Here is a 14,039-nt window from a genome sequence, read left to right on the forward strand (position 1 = left end):
CATCATGAGCAACCTCACCCTCGCCCTGGCCATCCTCGGTGGCCTCGTTCTCGCGGCCGTCGTGGGCTACGAAACCATGATGTCGCGCCGCAACGCGCCGCGCCAGCCCGACGCGGTCGACATCGCGCTCGACGAAGCCGAGCGCGCCATGTCCGGCGGCGGCGACGGCTCGGAGCCGGTGCTGCACGTGGACCCGAACCAGGTCTCCAGCAACGACCGCCACGAGCCGCTGTTCGACCCCGACCTGCCCGCGCCCAGCGGTGTGCCGGTGCCCACGGGCGAACGCCGCGGCGGGCTCGACCCGCTCATCGACGTGATCGCGCCGGTGTCGCTCGACGGCCTGGCGTCGGGCGACGCCGCCATCGCCGCCATGCCGCCGACCCGGCGCGCGGGCAGCAAGCCGGTGGCCATCGAGGGCCTGAACGAACACAACGGCCAATGGGAGCCGCCCGTGGCCGGCCAGCGCTACAGCGCATTCCAGGTCGGCGTGCAGCTGGCCAACCGCACGGGGGCGCTCAACGAAATCGAGTATTCCGAGTTCGTGGTCAAGGCGCAGGCCTTTGCCGACGCCGTCAACGGCGCGCCCGAATTCCCCGAGATGCTCGACGAGGTGGCCCGCGCCCGCGAGCTCGACCAGTTCGCCAGCGCGCACGACGCGCAACTGGGCTTCGTGCTGCGCGCGCTGCACGCGGCCTGGAGCCCGGGCTACGTGCAGCAGAACGCGGCGCGGCTGGGCTTCGTGGCCGGCATCATTCCGGGCCGCATGGTGCTGCCCACCAGCGAGGCCGGGCTGCCGCCCATCCTCGGGCTGGCCTTCGACACCCAGGCCGCGCTGGCCGACGACCCGGCGCAATCGGCCATCCGCGAACTGAGCCTGAGCCTGGACGTGCCCCAGGTCGACCGCGGCGAGGAGCCTTTCCGCCGCATGCGCGAAGCCGCCGCCACGCTCGCGCGCGAGATGGACGGCGTGGTGACCGACAGCGACGGCCAGTTGCTGCGCGACGAGACCATGGACGTGATCGGCAACGACCTCGAGCAGCTGTACGACACGCTCGATGCGCGCGACCTGGCGGCGGGCTCGCCGCTGGCACGGCGCCTCTTCAGCTAACTCCGTTTCTTCGGGAGACACCCCATGACCACGCGCGACGAAGCGGCACGCGAAGCCGCCGCACTGAGCGAACAGCTTCACCGGCACGCCCATCTCTACTACGTGCTCGACACGCCCGAGCTGCCCGACGCCGAGTACGACAAGCTGTTCCAGCGCCTGCAGGCCATCGAGACCGAGTTCCCCGAACTGCGCACGGCCGATTCGCCGACCCAGCGCGTGGGCGGCAAGGTGCTCGACGGCTTCACCAAGGTGCGCCACAAGGTGCCGATGCTGTCGATTCGCACCGAGACCGACATCACGCCCGGCGGCGCCAGCGCCTTCGATGCGCGCGTGCGCAAGGAGCTGGGCCTTGCCGAAGACGGGCCGCAGGTGGCTTACGTGTGCGAGCTGAAGTTCGACGGCCTGGCCATGAACCTGCGCTACGAGCACGGCGTGCTGGTACAGGCGGCCACGCGCGGCGACGGCGAGGTGGGCGAGGAGGTCACGCAGAACATCCGCACCGTGCGCGAGATTCCGCTGCGCCTGAACGGCAAGGCGCCGCCGGTGGTCGAGGTGCGCGGCGAGGTCTACATGAAGCGCGCCGACTTCGACGCGCTCAACGAGCGCCAGCGAGAGAAGATCGCGGCCGGCCAGAAGAACGAGAAAGTGTTCGTCAATCCGCGCAATGCGGCCGCCGGCGCGGTGCGCCAGCTGGACCCGGCCATTGCCGCGGCACGGCCCCTGAGCTTCTTCGCCTATGGGCTCGGCGAGGTCACGCCGGCGGCCGAAGGCGGGCCGGAGCACCCGACGCAGTTCGACTGGCTCAAGCAGTTCGGCGAATGGGGCTTTCCGGTGGCGGCGCAAACGGCGCGTGCCACGGGCGCCATCGAGCTGATCGCCTTTCACGAGAACATCGGCCGCCAGCGCGATGCGCTGCCTTACGACATCGACGGCGTGGTCTACAAGGTCGACAGCATCGAGCTGCAACGCCAGCTGGGCTTCGTCTCGCGCGAACCGCGCTGGGCCGTGGCCCACAAGTACCCCGCGCAGGAGCAGCTGACCGAGGTGCTGGGCATCGAGATCCAGGTCGGGCGCACCGGCAAGCTCACGCCGGTGGCCAAGCTGGCGCCGGTGTTCGTCGGCGGCGTCACGGTGACCAACGCCACCCTGCACAACGAGGACGAGGCGCGCCGCAAGGACGTGCGCGTGGGCGACACCGTCATCGTGCGCCGCGCCGGCGACGTGATTCCCGAGGTGGTCGGCGTGGTGCCCGAAAGCCTCGCCAAGCCCGAGGGCGAGCGCGGCGCGCAGTTCACCATGCCGCACAAGTGCCCCGTGTGCGATTCGGAGGCCGTGCGCGAAGAGGGCGAGGTCGACTACCGCTGCACCGGCGGCCTGTTCTGCGCGGCGCAGCGCAAGGAAGCGATCCTGCATTTCGCGGCGCGGCGCGCGGTCGATGTCGACGGCCTGGGCGACAAGCTGGTCGAGCAACTGGTCGACGCCAACCTGATCCGCACCTTGCCCGACCTGTACAAGCTGGGCTTCGTCACGCTGGCCGGGCTCGACCGCATGGCCGAGAAATCGGCCAAGAACCTGGTCGACGCGCTCGAGGCGTCGAAGAAGACCACGCTGCCGCGCTTCCTGTTCGGCCTGGGCATCCGCCATGTGGGCGAGACCACCGCGAAGGACCTGGCCAAGCACTTCGGCAAGCTCGACGCGATCATGGACGCCACCGAAGAGCATCTGCTCGAGGTGAACGACGTGGGCCCGGTGGTGGCGCAAAGCCTGCGCACCTTCTTCGACCAGCCGCACAACCGCGAAGTGGTGGAGCAGCTGCGCGCCTGCGGCCTGAGCTGGGAGGAGGGCGAGCCCGCCGCCCGCGCGCCCAAGCCGTTGGCGGGCCTGACCTTCGTGATCACCGGTACCCTTCCTACGCTGAGCCGCGACGAGGCGAAGGATAAATTGGAGGCGGCGGGTGCGAAGGTGTCCGGCTCGGTCAGCAAGAAAACCCACTATCTCGTGGCCGGCGAAGAGGCCGGCAGCAAGCTCGACAAGGCACGCGACAACGGCGTGGAGATCATCGATGAGGCGCGTATGCTGGAAATTCTTGCCAACGGCGTCCCGGCACCATGAGGTAGCGGCAGGCTCTCTTTACCGGCCGTTACGCCACTTCATCGCAGCGCAGTCAACAGGGTCTACAACCTGACGTTGAAAGTTAATCGAAGGCCACAAGGAGAGTCCCTCATGCAAAAAATTCGAATTCTCGGTGCGTGCGTTGCACTCGGCGGCGTTGCGCTGCTGAGCGGCTGCGTGGGTGTTCCTGGCGACCCGTACTACGGGGGCGGTGGCTATGCAACCGGGGGCTACTCCTCCGGGCCGTACTACAGCGAGCCGGCGCCGGTCTACGTGGCGCCAGCGCCTGTGTACATCAACGGCGGCGGCTACTACCAGCGTGACCGTCGTCCTTACTACGATGGCGGCCGGCCCTACTACGGCCGTCCGGGGTATCCGGCGGTGCGACCGGGTACGCCGGCCGTGCGACCGCCGGGCAACGGCTGGGGCGGTGGACGTCCGAACGTCGGCGTGGCGCCGGTTCGTCCGGGTGCCGGTGGCGGGCCGGGCTCCATTCCGCAGCCGCCGCGTGGTGCTGCCCGGCTGATGACCTCGCCGGACTCGCAGGGCCAGACCCCTCCGTGATCCAGTTCGGGCCGACGTGAACCGGCCCGATCCGATTCGGCAAGAGGAAGACAAGGGCGTGAGGCTGTCGCGATAATTCCGCCATGGCCATCCACGAAATCCTCAAGATGGGCGACCCCCGGCTGCTGCGCATTGCGCAGCCGGTCACCGCCTTCGACACCGACGAACTGCACCTGCTGGTGCGCGACATGTTCGAGACCATGCATGCCGTCAACGGTGCGGGGCTGGCGGCGCCGCAGATCGGCGTCGACCAGCAACTGGTCATCTTCGGCACCGATGTCGTCAACCCCCGCTACCCCGATGCACCGCCGGTGCCCCGCACCGTGCTGCTCAACCCCGTCATCACGCCGCTGGGCGACGAGGAAGAAGAGGGTTGGGAGGGCTGCCTGTCGGTGCCGGGCCTGCGCGGCGTGGTGCCGCGCTTCGCCAACATCCGCTACACCGGGTTCGACCTGTACGGCGACCCGATCGACCGCGTGGCCACCGGCTTTCATGCGCGCGTGGTGCAGCACGAAGTCGACCACCTGTTCGGCAAGCTCTACCCGATGCGGGTGCGCGATTTTTCGCGCTTCGGCTACACCGAGGTCCTGTTCCCGGGCCTCGATGCGGCCGACGACGATTGAGCTACGTCAGTTGCCTCAGTTGTACTTGCTGCTGAGCGCGAAACGCCCGCCGCCCATGAATGCGAGGGCCAGGGCCGCGAACAGGAACATGCCTTGCAGTTCCAGCGCCCAGCCGCCTTGCTTGCCGAGCGAGGTCAGGTCCTTCATGTGGACCAGCGCGAAGGCCACCAGCATGTTGATCGCCACGATCCACGCGGCCGGCCGGGTGTAGAGGCCGATGATCAGCAGCACGGGCGCCACCACTTCTCCGATGTAGACCAGGTAGGCCAGCGCGCCCGGCAGCCCATGCTGGGCCAGTATGCCCGAGATGAAGCCGACGCCGCCTTGCAGCTTGGCGATGCCGTGCAGCAGGATCAGGACGCCAAGCGAAACGCGCAGGATGAACTTGCCGGTGTCGTCGGATTTGACCATTTTGTGTAGGTTCCAGAGGAAGTGTTGAGAGGGCCGTATGGTAGTGAAGCTTCGGCGTTTTCAGCGAGTCTTTTGGCGCCCGCTGGCGCGCATATGCATCCAACCCGGAGTTCTTTGGCAGAGTCCGGCGTCGGCCCGTACACTGCCTTTTGCTTACTGTTGAGGAGAACACCAATGAACAAACGAATCCGTCCGGCGCTGCTCGCGGCCGCCTCCATCGTGGCGATGGCCGCCGCCGCACCCGCCTTCGCCGGCAAGACGCTCGACGCCGTCAAGCAACGCGGCACCGTCAAGTGCGGCGTGACCAACGGGGTGGCCGGGTTCTCCGCGCCGGACACGCAGGGCAACTGGTCGGGCCTGGACGTGGACACCTGCCGCGCCATTGCCGCGGCCGTGCTCGGCGACGGCAAGAAGGTCGACTTCGTGCCGCTCAATTCGCAGCAGCGCTTCTCGGCCCTGCAGGCCGGCGAAATCGACATCCTCGCGCGCAACACCACCTGGACGCTCACGCGCGACGCGTCGCTGGGCTTCAACTTCACCACCATCACCTACTACGACGGCCAGGGCTTCCTGGTGCCGAAGAAGCTCAAGGTCACGAGCGCCAAGCAGCTGAAGAACGCGACCATCTGCACGCAGTCGGGCACCACCAACGAGAAGAACGTGTCGGACTACTTCCGCGCGCAGGGCATCCCGGTGAAGACCGTGGTGTTCGAGAGTTTCGAGGCTTCGTTCAAGGCCTTCTTCTCGGGCCGCTGCCAGGCCTTCACGACCGACGCTTCGGCGCTCGCCGGCCTGCGCAACAAGGAAGCGCCCAACCCCGACGACTACCTCATCCTGCCCGAGCTGATCTCCAAGGAACCGCTGGCGCCGCTGGTGCGCCGTGGTGACGACGAATGGTTCGCCATTGCCAAGTGGGTGCCCAACGCGCTCATCGAGGCCGAGGAAGCCGGCGTCACGCAGGCCAACGCCGACGAGCTCAAGGCCAACAGCAAGGACCCGGCGCAGCAGCGCCTGGTCGGCACCGGTGAAGACCTGGGCAAGCTGCTGGGCCTCGACAAGGAGTGGTCGTTCCGCGCCATCAAGGCCGTGGGCAACTACGGCGAAGTGTTCGAGCGCAACGTCGGGCCCAAGTCGGTGCTGAAGCTGCCGCGCGGCTCCAACAACCTCTGGAGCAAGGGCGGGCTGATCTACGCACCCCCGGTGCGATGAACCTGCGCACCTCCGGTGCGGTGAGCCCTGGGGCCTCGCGCCGCGGCGCCTGGCTGGCCTGGGCGGTTCAGGCGCTGCTGGTGGTGGCCGTGCTGGCCGGCGCGGCCTGGGTGGTGCACCACGCGCTCGAAGTGCTTCGTGCGCGCGGCGTTCGTTCCGGTTTCGACTTTCTGACAGAGCCCGCCGGCTTTTCCATCAGCGAGGGCTGGCTCGACTTCGATGCGGGCCAGCCGTCGTGGCGCGCCTTTCTCGCGGGCCTGATCAACACGGTGCGCGCGGCCGTGCCCGCGGCCATTTTCTCGGTCGTGCTGGGCACGCTCATCGGCATCGGCCGGCTCGCGCCGCACGTGCTGCTGCGCGGCATATGCACGGCCTACGTCGAGTTGCTGCGCAATGTGCCGCTGCTCGTGCAGTTGCTGATGCTGGCCTTTGCCATGGCCAACCTGCTGCCCGACCCGACCGAACCGGTGCGGCTGCTGCCGGGCGTGTGGTTGAGCAAGGGCGGCCTCAGCGTGCCGTGGCCGGTGGCGGGCGAGGGCGGCTGGTGGCCCACGCATTTCGAATTTCCCGAGCGCGGCGACTTCGGCGTGAGCGGCGGCGCCGCGCTGAGCCCCGAGTACGTCACCATCGTCGCGGGCCTGAGCTTCTACTCGGCCGCCTTCGTGGCGGAAATCGTGCGCGCCGGCATCCTTTCGGTGTCGCAGGGGCAGGTGCTCGCGGCGCAGGCGTTGGGGCTGTCCTCGGGGCAGCAGCTGCGCATCGTCGTGCTGCCGCAGGCGCTGCGCGTGATCGTGCCGTCGCTCACCAACCAGCTGCTCAGCCTCACCAAGAACTCGTCGCTGGCGGTGGCCGTGGGGTATCCCGAACTGGTGTCGGTGGCCAACACCACCATCGGCTCGAACGGCCGCGCCTTCGAGTGCATCGCGATCATCATGGCGATCTACCTGCTGCTGTCGCTGCTGATTTCCTTCGGCATGAACCGCTACAACGCGCGCGTCGCCTTGCGGGGCTGGCAATGAGACGCGTGGCGCAAGGGCCCATCGCGTGGCGCAGCGAGCTCTGGGGTTCGCCGCTGCGCTCGCTGGCCACGTTGCTGCTGCTGGCGGTGCTGGCGTGGGGCGGTTTCCACTTCGTCGAATGGGGCATCGTGCATGCCGTGTTCCGGCCTGACGCCGAAGCCTGCCGCGCCGTGCAGCACGGCGCGTGCTGGGGCGTGGTGGCCGAGAAATGGCGGCCGATGCTGTTCGGGCGCTTTCCCTATGACGAGCAATGGCGCCCGGCCATCGCTGTGGTGGTGCTGTCGGCGGTGACCGTGCTCAGCGCCTGGCCGCGCAGCTGGCGCTGGTGGCTGGCGCCGCTGTGGGTGGTGGCGCTGCTGCTGTTCGTCGGGCTGATGCGCGGTGGCGTGATGGGCCTGGCGCACGTGCCGACCAGCCGCTGGGGCGGCCTGCCGCTGACCATCGGGCTGGCGGTGGTCGGGCTGGCGCTGGCGTTTCCGCTGGCGCTGCTGCTGGCGCTGGGGCGGCGCTCGGGCTGGCCGGTGGTGCGCACGCTGAGCGCGAGCTACATCGAGCTGGTGCGCGGCGTGCCGCTGATTTCGGTGCTGTTCATGGCCTCGTTCCTGCTGCCGCTGCTGTGGCCGGCGGGCTGGCAGCCCGACGTGCTGGTGCGCGTGCTCGCGGGGCTCACGCTGTTCGTGGCGGCGTACCTGGCGGAAATCATCCGAGGCGGCCTGCAGGCGGTGCCGCGCGGCCAGACCGAGGTGGCCATGGCGCTGGGCTTCGGCCGCTGGCCGGTGCAGCGCGACATCGTGCTGCCGCAGGCGCTGCGGCTCGTGGTGCCCGCGCTGACCAACAGCGTGGTGGGCACGCTGAAAGACACCTCGCTGGTCACCGTGGTCGGCCTGTTCGAGCTGACCGGGGCGCTGGGCCTGGCGCTGGGCGGCGACCCGACGTGGCGGCCGTTCTACCTCGAGGGCTACCTCTTCATTGCCGCGGTGTACTGGGTGCTGTGCTTCGGCCTCTCGCGCTACAGCGTGTGGCTCGAAAAGCGGCTCGCGGCCGCGCCTTGAGCTGCGGTACACTCCGGGCCTTCATGCCGAGCCACAACACCACCCCCGCATCCCACGCAGCCCTGATGGCTCGCATGATGCCGCCTGCCTCCGCGCAGGCGATGGTTGTTGCTCGAATGATTACCACCATTACCACCGCGGTCACCTGACACGCGCAGGTGGCCGTTCCGGCAGCCACCTGGTATCGCTCTCTCCCCGAACGAATCAACCCAGCTCTGGCAGCTGGGTTTTTTGTTTTTTCGTCTGGAGATGTCCATGTACCGCGATCCCGTTGAATCCCTCGAGCCCTTGCACCGCGTTCCCGCGGCCACCCGTACCCTGCGCGTGGGAATGATCGGCATCGGCACCGTGGGCCGCGGCACCTTCCGCGTGCTGGCGCGCAACCAGGCCGACATCGCGGCCCGCGCCGGCCGGGCGATCGAACTGGTGATCGTCGCCGCGCGCAACCTGGCGCGTGCCGCCGACATCGTGGGCCCGGGCGTGCCGCTGACCGACGACGCCATGCACGTCGCCACGCACCCCGACGTCGACGTGCTGGTCGAAGTGGCCGGCGGCACCGGCGCCGCGCGCGACTGGGTGCTGGCCGCCATAGCGCACGGCAAACACGTGGTCACGGCCAACAAGGCGCTGCTGGCCGTGCACGGCACCGAGATCTTCGCCGCCGCGCGCGAGAAGGGCGTGGTCGTGGCCTACGAAGGCGCGGTGGCTGTGAGCATTCCCATCATCAAGGCGTTGCGCGAGGGCCTGGCGGCCAACCGCATCGAATGGGTGGCCGGCATCATCAACGGCACCACCAATTTCATTCTCAGCAAGATGCGCGACGAGGGCCTGGACTTCGCCGCCGCGCTGGCCCAGGCGCAGGCGCTGGGCTACGCCGAGGCCGACCCAAGCTTCGACATCGAAGGCATCGACGCCGCCCACAAGCTGAGCCTGCTGGCCGCCAACGCCTTCGGCATGCCGCTGCGCTTCGACGATGCGCAGGTCGAAGGCATCACCGCGCTGCAGGGCGTGGACGTGGCCTGCGCCGAGCAACTGGGCTATCGCATCAAGCTGCTCGGCGTGGCGCGCCGGCAGGCCGCGGGCGTCGAGCTGCGCGTGCAGCCTGCGCTGGTGCCGGCCGACCACCTGATGGCGCATGTCAACGGGTCGATGAACGCCGTCATGGTCAAGAGCGACGCGGCCGGCCTCACGATGTACTACGGCGCGGGCGCAGGCTCGGAGCAGACCGCCTCCGCCGTCATCGCCGACCTGGTCGACGTGGCGCGGCTCGATGGCGTTGCCGCCGCGCAGCACGTGCCGCACCTGGGCGTTCATGCGCATGCGACGAATGCGCTGGCGGTGCTGCCGCGCGCGGCGGTGGTCACCGCGCACTACCTGCGCGTGCCGGTGGCCGCGGTCAGCCACATCCAGGCTGTTTCGGCCTGCCTGGCCGAGCAGCGCGTGCCGGTGCGGCAGGTCGCGCTCGCGGCCGAGAAACCGGGCGTGGGTCCGCAGGTGCTGGTGCTGACCGGCCCGGTGGCGCAGGGCACGCTCGATCTCGCGGTGCATGCGCTGCAGGCGCAGGCCGATGTGGTGGGGCCGGTCGTGAGCTTGCGGGTCGAGGCGCTGGAAGGCTGACGAAGAAGGCGCTCAGGCCGTCCGGTCTTGCAGCCCTATCGCGATGGCATCGCGCGGGGGCGGCCGTGTGGCCAGGCTCACGGTCGCGACCACGGCGGCGTTGATGGCCATCGCGATCAGCCCGGCCTCCCACTGCGGCACCACTGCGGCCCAGAAATTGGCCGCAAACGGCGCCAGCAGTGCGACGAAACCCGCGACCAGCCCGGCCAGCACGCCGACGGCGGTCGTGCGTTTCCACAGGAACCCGAGGAACACGCCGGGTGCGAGCATGCCGATGGCGGAATACGCGTCGAGCAGTATCTTCACCAGCGAACCCTTCTGGCTGATCGACAGCCACACCGCGACGGCCGCGAACACCACCAGCGAGCCGCGCGAAAGCGCCAGGGACCGGCGCTCGCTCATGCCGGGCCGAAACGGCTGCACCACGTTGCGCGTGAAGATCGAGCCCGCCGTCAACAGCAGCAGCGAGCCCGGCGCCAGCGCCAGCAGAAAGCCCGTGCCGGCCAACAAGCCGACCGTCCATGCCGGATAGCGGTCCGACACGAACTGCAGCAGCGCCGCGTTCAGGTTGCCGCCGGGCGGCTGCGTACCGGCCAGCAGCGCCGCGAAGCCCAGCAGGATGATGAAGAAATACGCCAGCGAGTACAGCGGTTGCCAGATGGCGTTGCGCCGGATGGCTGTGGCGCTGTGCGCCGCATAGGACATCTGGAACAGATGCGGAAACACCCAGTTGCCCAGTGCGATGTTGATGGCCGAGGTCATGAGCCAGATCGCCGTGGTGGGCGAGTTGGCGTTCAGGCCCGGCAGCTTGCCGATGTTGGGGTACTTGCTCTCGGCCATCGAGAACAGGTCCATCAGTGAAGCCGCGCCGACCTTGCTTGCGACCGTCGCGCTCAACAGCACCACGACGACGACCATGAGGATGTCCTTCACCCCGGCGGCGAAGGCGGCCGAGCGCATGCCCGCCGCGAACACGAAAGCGATCATCAGCACGCCGGCGCCGAGGGTGGCGGCTTCGCTCGAAATGCTGTTGCCCAGCGTGAGCTGCACGATCAGCCCAAGGCTCACGAGCTGGATCTGCACGTACACCACCAACGACGCGATGCCCACCACGCCGGTCAGTACGCCGAGCCACGGCGCGTCGTAGCGCGCCGCGAAAAAGTCCGGCTGTGTCAGCAACCGTCCGAGCCGGCCCGCGCGCCAGATCTTCGGCATGAGCCAGTAGCCGAGCGCGTAGCTCATCGAGACTGAACAGAAGGCGAGGTAGGCCGGCGCGCCGAGCGCCCAGGCGTAGCCCGAGATGCCGAGCACGGCGAAGGTCGTGTAGACCTCGCCCGCGTTCATGAACCAGAACACCAGCGTGCCCAGGCTGCGCCCGCCGACAGCCCAGTCCGCAAAGCTCTTACCGTGGCTTGCGCGTCGGCCATAGGCCATGGCGCCGGCGACGGTGGCGAGCAGGATCGCGAGGACGATGGCCAGCTTCATGGTGCGCCGTCCTGGTGGGTTGCTGCGTCGGCCTCGATGCTCTTCGCGAGAAAGTCGGCCTCTTCGGCTTCCACCCCCGCCCGGGCGTCGAGCCAGAACACGATGGCGATCACCACGCTGGTCAGCACGATGCCCGCCATTTGCCAGAACATCGGAAAAGGCATGCCGAGAGGGGAGGCCGAGATGTCGTTCACCGCAGGCGCAAGGCAGGCTTGCCAGACGAAGGGGAAGGCCAGGAGCCATCGATGGCCCAGGCGGGAAGGGTTGCTGCCACGTGCGGGAAGTGGGTCGATCATTTCTCTGCCTGTGTAAAGTGTTGATGCACAAAAACTGGCAGAGTGTGAGCCGGAAATGCCTTGTTTTACAAGCTGGAGTTTGCCTATTTTTAACAAATTGAGAATGAATGAAGAATTGCAGATGCACCGTTGTCGTACATTCATGCATTGCTCATAATTGATCGAAAATGAAGCCAGACTGCACACCCGACAGGTCGAACCGATGATCGGCGAACGATTGAAAGAACTGCGAACGGCGCGCGGCCTCTCCTTGCGCGACCTTGCCGCGCAGGCAGGCGTGTCCGCCACGCTGTTGAGCCAGATCGAGCGTTCCGTCACCGACCCGAGCCTGGAGACCATGTGCCGGCTGGCCGGCGTGTTCGGCGAATCGGTTTCTTCACTGTTCATGGCGGCCGCGCCTCCCTCGGTCTGGATCAGCCGTCCCGGAAAGCGCTCGCTGCTCACCGCGCCCAAGGGGCAGGTCGGCTACGAGCGCCTCACCGCCGGCAACGGCCAGCTCGAGGTGTTGCGCGCCGTGCTGCAGCCCGGCCAGGTCTCTGCCGACGAGCCGCGCGGCCACGAATCCACCGAGTGCGTGTACGTGGTCGCGGGCGCGCTGGTGGCGCAGATTGCCGGCGTCGACTACCCGGTGCTGGCGGGCGAGAGCATCTCGTTCGACTCGCGGCTGCCGCACCGTTACCTGAACCAGTCGCAGGCCGCCACGGAAATCATCCTGTCGGTGACGCCGCCCAACCCCTGATCCCACGAGGCATCCATGACCCCCGACACCAGTTTCACGCTCCACGACCTGCGCGTCGAAGTGGTCGCGCCCGAGGGCGCCCGCATCTATTGCGGCGCCAAGGTGGGCGACCATTTCGAGCTGCGCGGCGAGATGCTGCACCTGCCCGAGGGGCAGGGCTTCTCGATCTATTCGCTGGGCGCCTTGCTGCCATTGCTGGCCGCCAAGCAGCGGCCCACCGACGCGAACGACTGGATGAGCACCGACGCCGAGGTCGCCTGCCCGGACCCCAACTGCCCCTCGCGCTTTCGCATCACCCGCCTGGGGCTGCGCGCCTTTCGCCATGCCGACACCACGGCGGTTGTCCATCCTTCGAACGAGAACTCATGACTCCCTCGCACCACCGCATCGAACTCGCTCCCGGCTATGAAATCTCGCGCTTGCTGAAGGGTGGCTGGCAACTGGCCGGTGGGCATGGCGACGTGGACCATGCGCGCGCCATCGCCGACATGGCGGCGTACTACGAGGCCGGCATCACCACCTTCGATTGCGCCGACATCTACACGGGCGTGGAAGAAATGATCGGCGACTTCCGCGCCGACCACCTGCGTCGCCATGGCCGGGACAGCCTTTCCCGGCTTCGGGTGCACACCAAGCTGGTGCCCGACCTTGCAGTGCTTGCGCGCATCGACAAGCGCCAGGTCGAGCAGATCATCGACCGGTCGCTCGCGCGGCTGCGCATGGAGCGGCTCGATCTGGTGCAGCTCCACTGGTGGGACTACAGCGTGCCGCGCTACCTCGAGGTGGCGCACTGGCTCGGGGAGCTGCAGCGCGCCGGCAAGATCGACCGCGTGGGCGGCACCAACTTCGACACTGCGCATGCGCGCGAGCTTGCCGATGCGGGCATGCCGCTTTTCAGCATGCAGGTGCAGTACTCGCTGCTCGACCAGCGGCCCGCGCCACTGATGACGCCGTACTGCGAGCAAGCAGGCATGAAGCTGCTGTGCTACGGCAGCCTGGCGGGTGGCTTCCTGTCGGAGCGCTGGCTGGGCGTGAGCGAGCCGGGGCAGTCGTTCGAGAACCGATCGCTGGTCAAGTACAAGCTCGTCATCGACGACTTCGGCGGCTGGGACCTGTTCCAGCAGTTGCTGGAGGCGCTCAAGCAGGTCGCGCTGCGCCACGGCGTGTCGATCTCGACGGTGGCCATGCGCTGGGTGTTGCAGCAACAGGCCGTGGCAGCCGTGATCGTCGGCGTGCGTCGCGGCGACCACCTGGCCGACCACATGAAGGTGCTCGACCTGCAACTCGATGCTGCAGACCTGGCGCTGCTCGAGACGGTGCTGTCGCAGCGCAGCGCGCCCAGCGGCGACGTCTACGCCGTCGAGCGCGACCTCGAAGGCCGGCACGGCCGCATCATGAAGTACGACCTGAACGACAAACCGCACTGAGTTCGGCGTAACCCGTGAGCGGGTCGTGCTTGCGCGCGAGCTGCCAGTCGGGCAGCAGGGCGACAAGAATCTCCGCCGTGGTGCGCACCACGCACCCCGGCGCCGCATGCCCCCCGAAGACGCGGCCTTCGCTGTTCGACACGCTGATGTGAATGTGCGACCCATCGGGCGACAGGCTCCCCGCCAGCGTGAGGATTTCGAGCTTTCCCTCGATGCGCGTCGGCGTCTCGGCGCCCGCGAAGCGCACGCTCGCCCCGTGCAGGCTGCCGATGCCCGACACCACGAACGCACCCTGCGCGCCGGCCTGCGTCAACGCGGCATCGAGCGCGGCGCGCAGGTCGTCGCCCGGGTTCAGCCGCAGCACCAGCGTCTGCACG

The 14,039-nt window shown here is 68.3% G+C and carries 15 protein-coding genes; 11 read left to right on the plus strand and 4 right to left on the minus strand.

Annotated elements, in window-relative coordinates:
• Nucleotides 1–4 precede the first annotated feature (4 nt).
• From QTI51_RS07565 to def, 4 genes are all read left to right on the plus strand, one after another.
• Complete coding sequence (locus QTI51_RS07565) at nt 5–1,108, plus strand: cell division protein ZipA C-terminal FtsZ-binding domain-containing protein (protein WP_116909006.1); 1,104 nt, start codon at nt 5–7, stop codon at nt 1,106–1,108.
• A gap of 24 nt (nt 1,109–1,132) precedes the next feature.
• The gene (ligA, locus tag QTI51_RS07570; RefSeq protein ID WP_116909007.1) at nt 1,133–3,220 is read left to right on the plus strand and encodes an NAD-dependent DNA ligase LigA; all 2,088 of its coding nucleotides are present in this window, start codon (nt 1,133–1,135) and stop codon (nt 3,218–3,220) included.
• A 111-nt stretch (nt 3,221–3,331) separates the two neighbouring features.
• Nucleotides 3,332–3,784, plus strand: coding sequence for a hypothetical protein (locus tag QTI51_RS07575; RefSeq protein WP_116909008.1), 453 nt, complete (start codon nt 3,332–3,334; stop codon nt 3,782–3,784).
• A gap of 83 nt (nt 3,785–3,867) precedes the next feature.
• Nucleotides 3,868–4,407 (plus strand): peptide deformylase, encoded by a 540-nt coding sequence (def, locus tag QTI51_RS07580; RefSeq protein WP_116909009.1) that lies wholly within the window; start codon nt 3,868–3,870, stop codon nt 4,405–4,407.
• A gap of 15 nt (nt 4,408–4,422) precedes the next feature.
• On the opposite strand, the gene QTI51_RS07585 is transcribed toward def, so the two are convergent.
• Complete coding sequence (locus QTI51_RS07585) at nt 4,423–4,818, minus strand: DoxX family protein (protein WP_116909010.1); 396 nt, start codon at nt 4,816–4,818, stop codon at nt 4,423–4,425.
• A 174-nt stretch (nt 4,819–4,992) separates the two neighbouring features.
• Between QTI51_RS07585 and QTI51_RS07590 the strand changes: the two genes are divergently transcribed.
• The 4 genes from QTI51_RS07590 (at nt 4,993) to QTI51_RS07605 (ending at nt 9,715) form a co-directional block, all read left to right on the plus strand.
• Nucleotides 4,993–6,027 carry an amino acid ABC transporter substrate-binding protein gene (locus QTI51_RS07590; protein WP_116909011.1) on the plus strand — a complete coding sequence of 345 codons (1,035 nt, stop codon included), beginning with the start codon at nt 4,993–4,995 and terminating at the stop codon, nt 6,025–6,027.
• Between the two features lie 20 nt (nt 6,028–6,047).
• On the plus strand, nt 6,048–7,046 hold the full coding sequence (locus QTI51_RS07595; protein WP_116909115.1) for an amino acid ABC transporter permease: 999 nt from the start codon (nt 6,048–6,050) through the stop codon (nt 7,044–7,046).
• Nucleotides 7,043–8,098 carry an amino acid ABC transporter permease gene (locus QTI51_RS07600; RefSeq protein ID WP_116909012.1) on the plus strand — a complete coding sequence of 352 codons (1,056 nt, stop codon included), beginning with the start codon at nt 7,043–7,045 and terminating at the stop codon, nt 8,096–8,098. The genes QTI51_RS07595 and QTI51_RS07600 overlap by 4 nt, the downstream gene beginning before the upstream one ends.
• A 255-nt stretch (nt 8,099–8,353) precedes the next feature.
• Entirely contained in the window at nt 8,354–9,715 is a 1,362-nt protein-coding gene (locus QTI51_RS07605) for a homoserine dehydrogenase (RefSeq protein ID WP_116909116.1), read from the plus strand.
• 12 nt (nt 9,716–9,727) lie between these two features.
• Here QTI51_RS07605 and QTI51_RS07610 read toward each other — a convergent pair whose 3' ends face one another.
• Together QTI51_RS07610 and QTI51_RS07615 are read right to left on the minus strand one after the other, a co-directional pair.
• Complete coding sequence (locus QTI51_RS07610) at nt 9,728–11,200, minus strand: sodium:solute symporter family protein (RefSeq protein ID WP_116909013.1); 1,473 nt, start codon at nt 11,198–11,200, stop codon at nt 9,728–9,730.
• Nucleotides 11,197–11,496, minus strand: coding sequence for a DUF3311 domain-containing protein (locus tag QTI51_RS07615; RefSeq protein WP_116909014.1), 300 nt, complete (start codon nt 11,494–11,496; stop codon nt 11,197–11,199). Before QTI51_RS07615 ends, QTI51_RS07610 begins: the two co-directional genes overlap by 4 nt.
• A 202-nt stretch (nt 11,497–11,698) precedes the next feature.
• Between QTI51_RS07615 and QTI51_RS07620 the strand changes: the two genes are divergently transcribed.
• The 3 genes from QTI51_RS07620 to QTI51_RS07630 are packed head-to-tail and all read left to right on the plus strand — an operon-like array spanning nt 11,699 to nt 13,662.
• Nucleotides 11,699–12,235 (plus strand): helix-turn-helix domain-containing protein, encoded by a 537-nt coding sequence (locus QTI51_RS07620; RefSeq protein ID WP_286512112.1) that lies wholly within the window; start codon nt 11,699–11,701, stop codon nt 12,233–12,235.
• Nucleotides 12,236–12,250: 15 nt separating this feature from the next.
• Complete coding sequence (locus QTI51_RS07625) at nt 12,251–12,604, plus strand: TIGR04076 family protein (protein ID WP_116909016.1); 354 nt, start codon at nt 12,251–12,253, stop codon at nt 12,602–12,604.
• Nucleotides 12,601–13,662, plus strand: a complete 1,062-nt coding sequence (locus QTI51_RS07630; RefSeq protein ID WP_116909017.1) for an aldo/keto reductase — start codon at nt 12,601–12,603, stop codon at nt 13,660–13,662. Before QTI51_RS07625 ends, QTI51_RS07630 begins: the two co-directional genes overlap by 4 nt.
• On the opposite strand, the gene QTI51_RS07635 is transcribed toward QTI51_RS07630, so the two are convergent.
• Nucleotides 13,628–14,038 carry a PPC domain-containing DNA-binding protein gene (locus tag QTI51_RS07635; RefSeq protein WP_116909117.1) on the minus strand — a complete coding sequence of 137 codons (411 nt, stop codon included), beginning with the start codon at nt 14,036–14,038 and terminating at the stop codon, nt 13,628–13,630. The two genes, QTI51_RS07630 and QTI51_RS07635, sit on opposite strands and share 35 nt — an antisense overlap.
• Nucleotide 14,039: the final 1 nt, after the last annotated feature.

The sequence above is a fragment of the Variovorax sp. J22G73 genome, assembly GCF_030317035.1.
In the GTDB taxonomy this organism is placed as follows: Bacteria; Pseudomonadota; Gammaproteobacteria; order Burkholderiales; family Burkholderiaceae_C; genus Variovorax.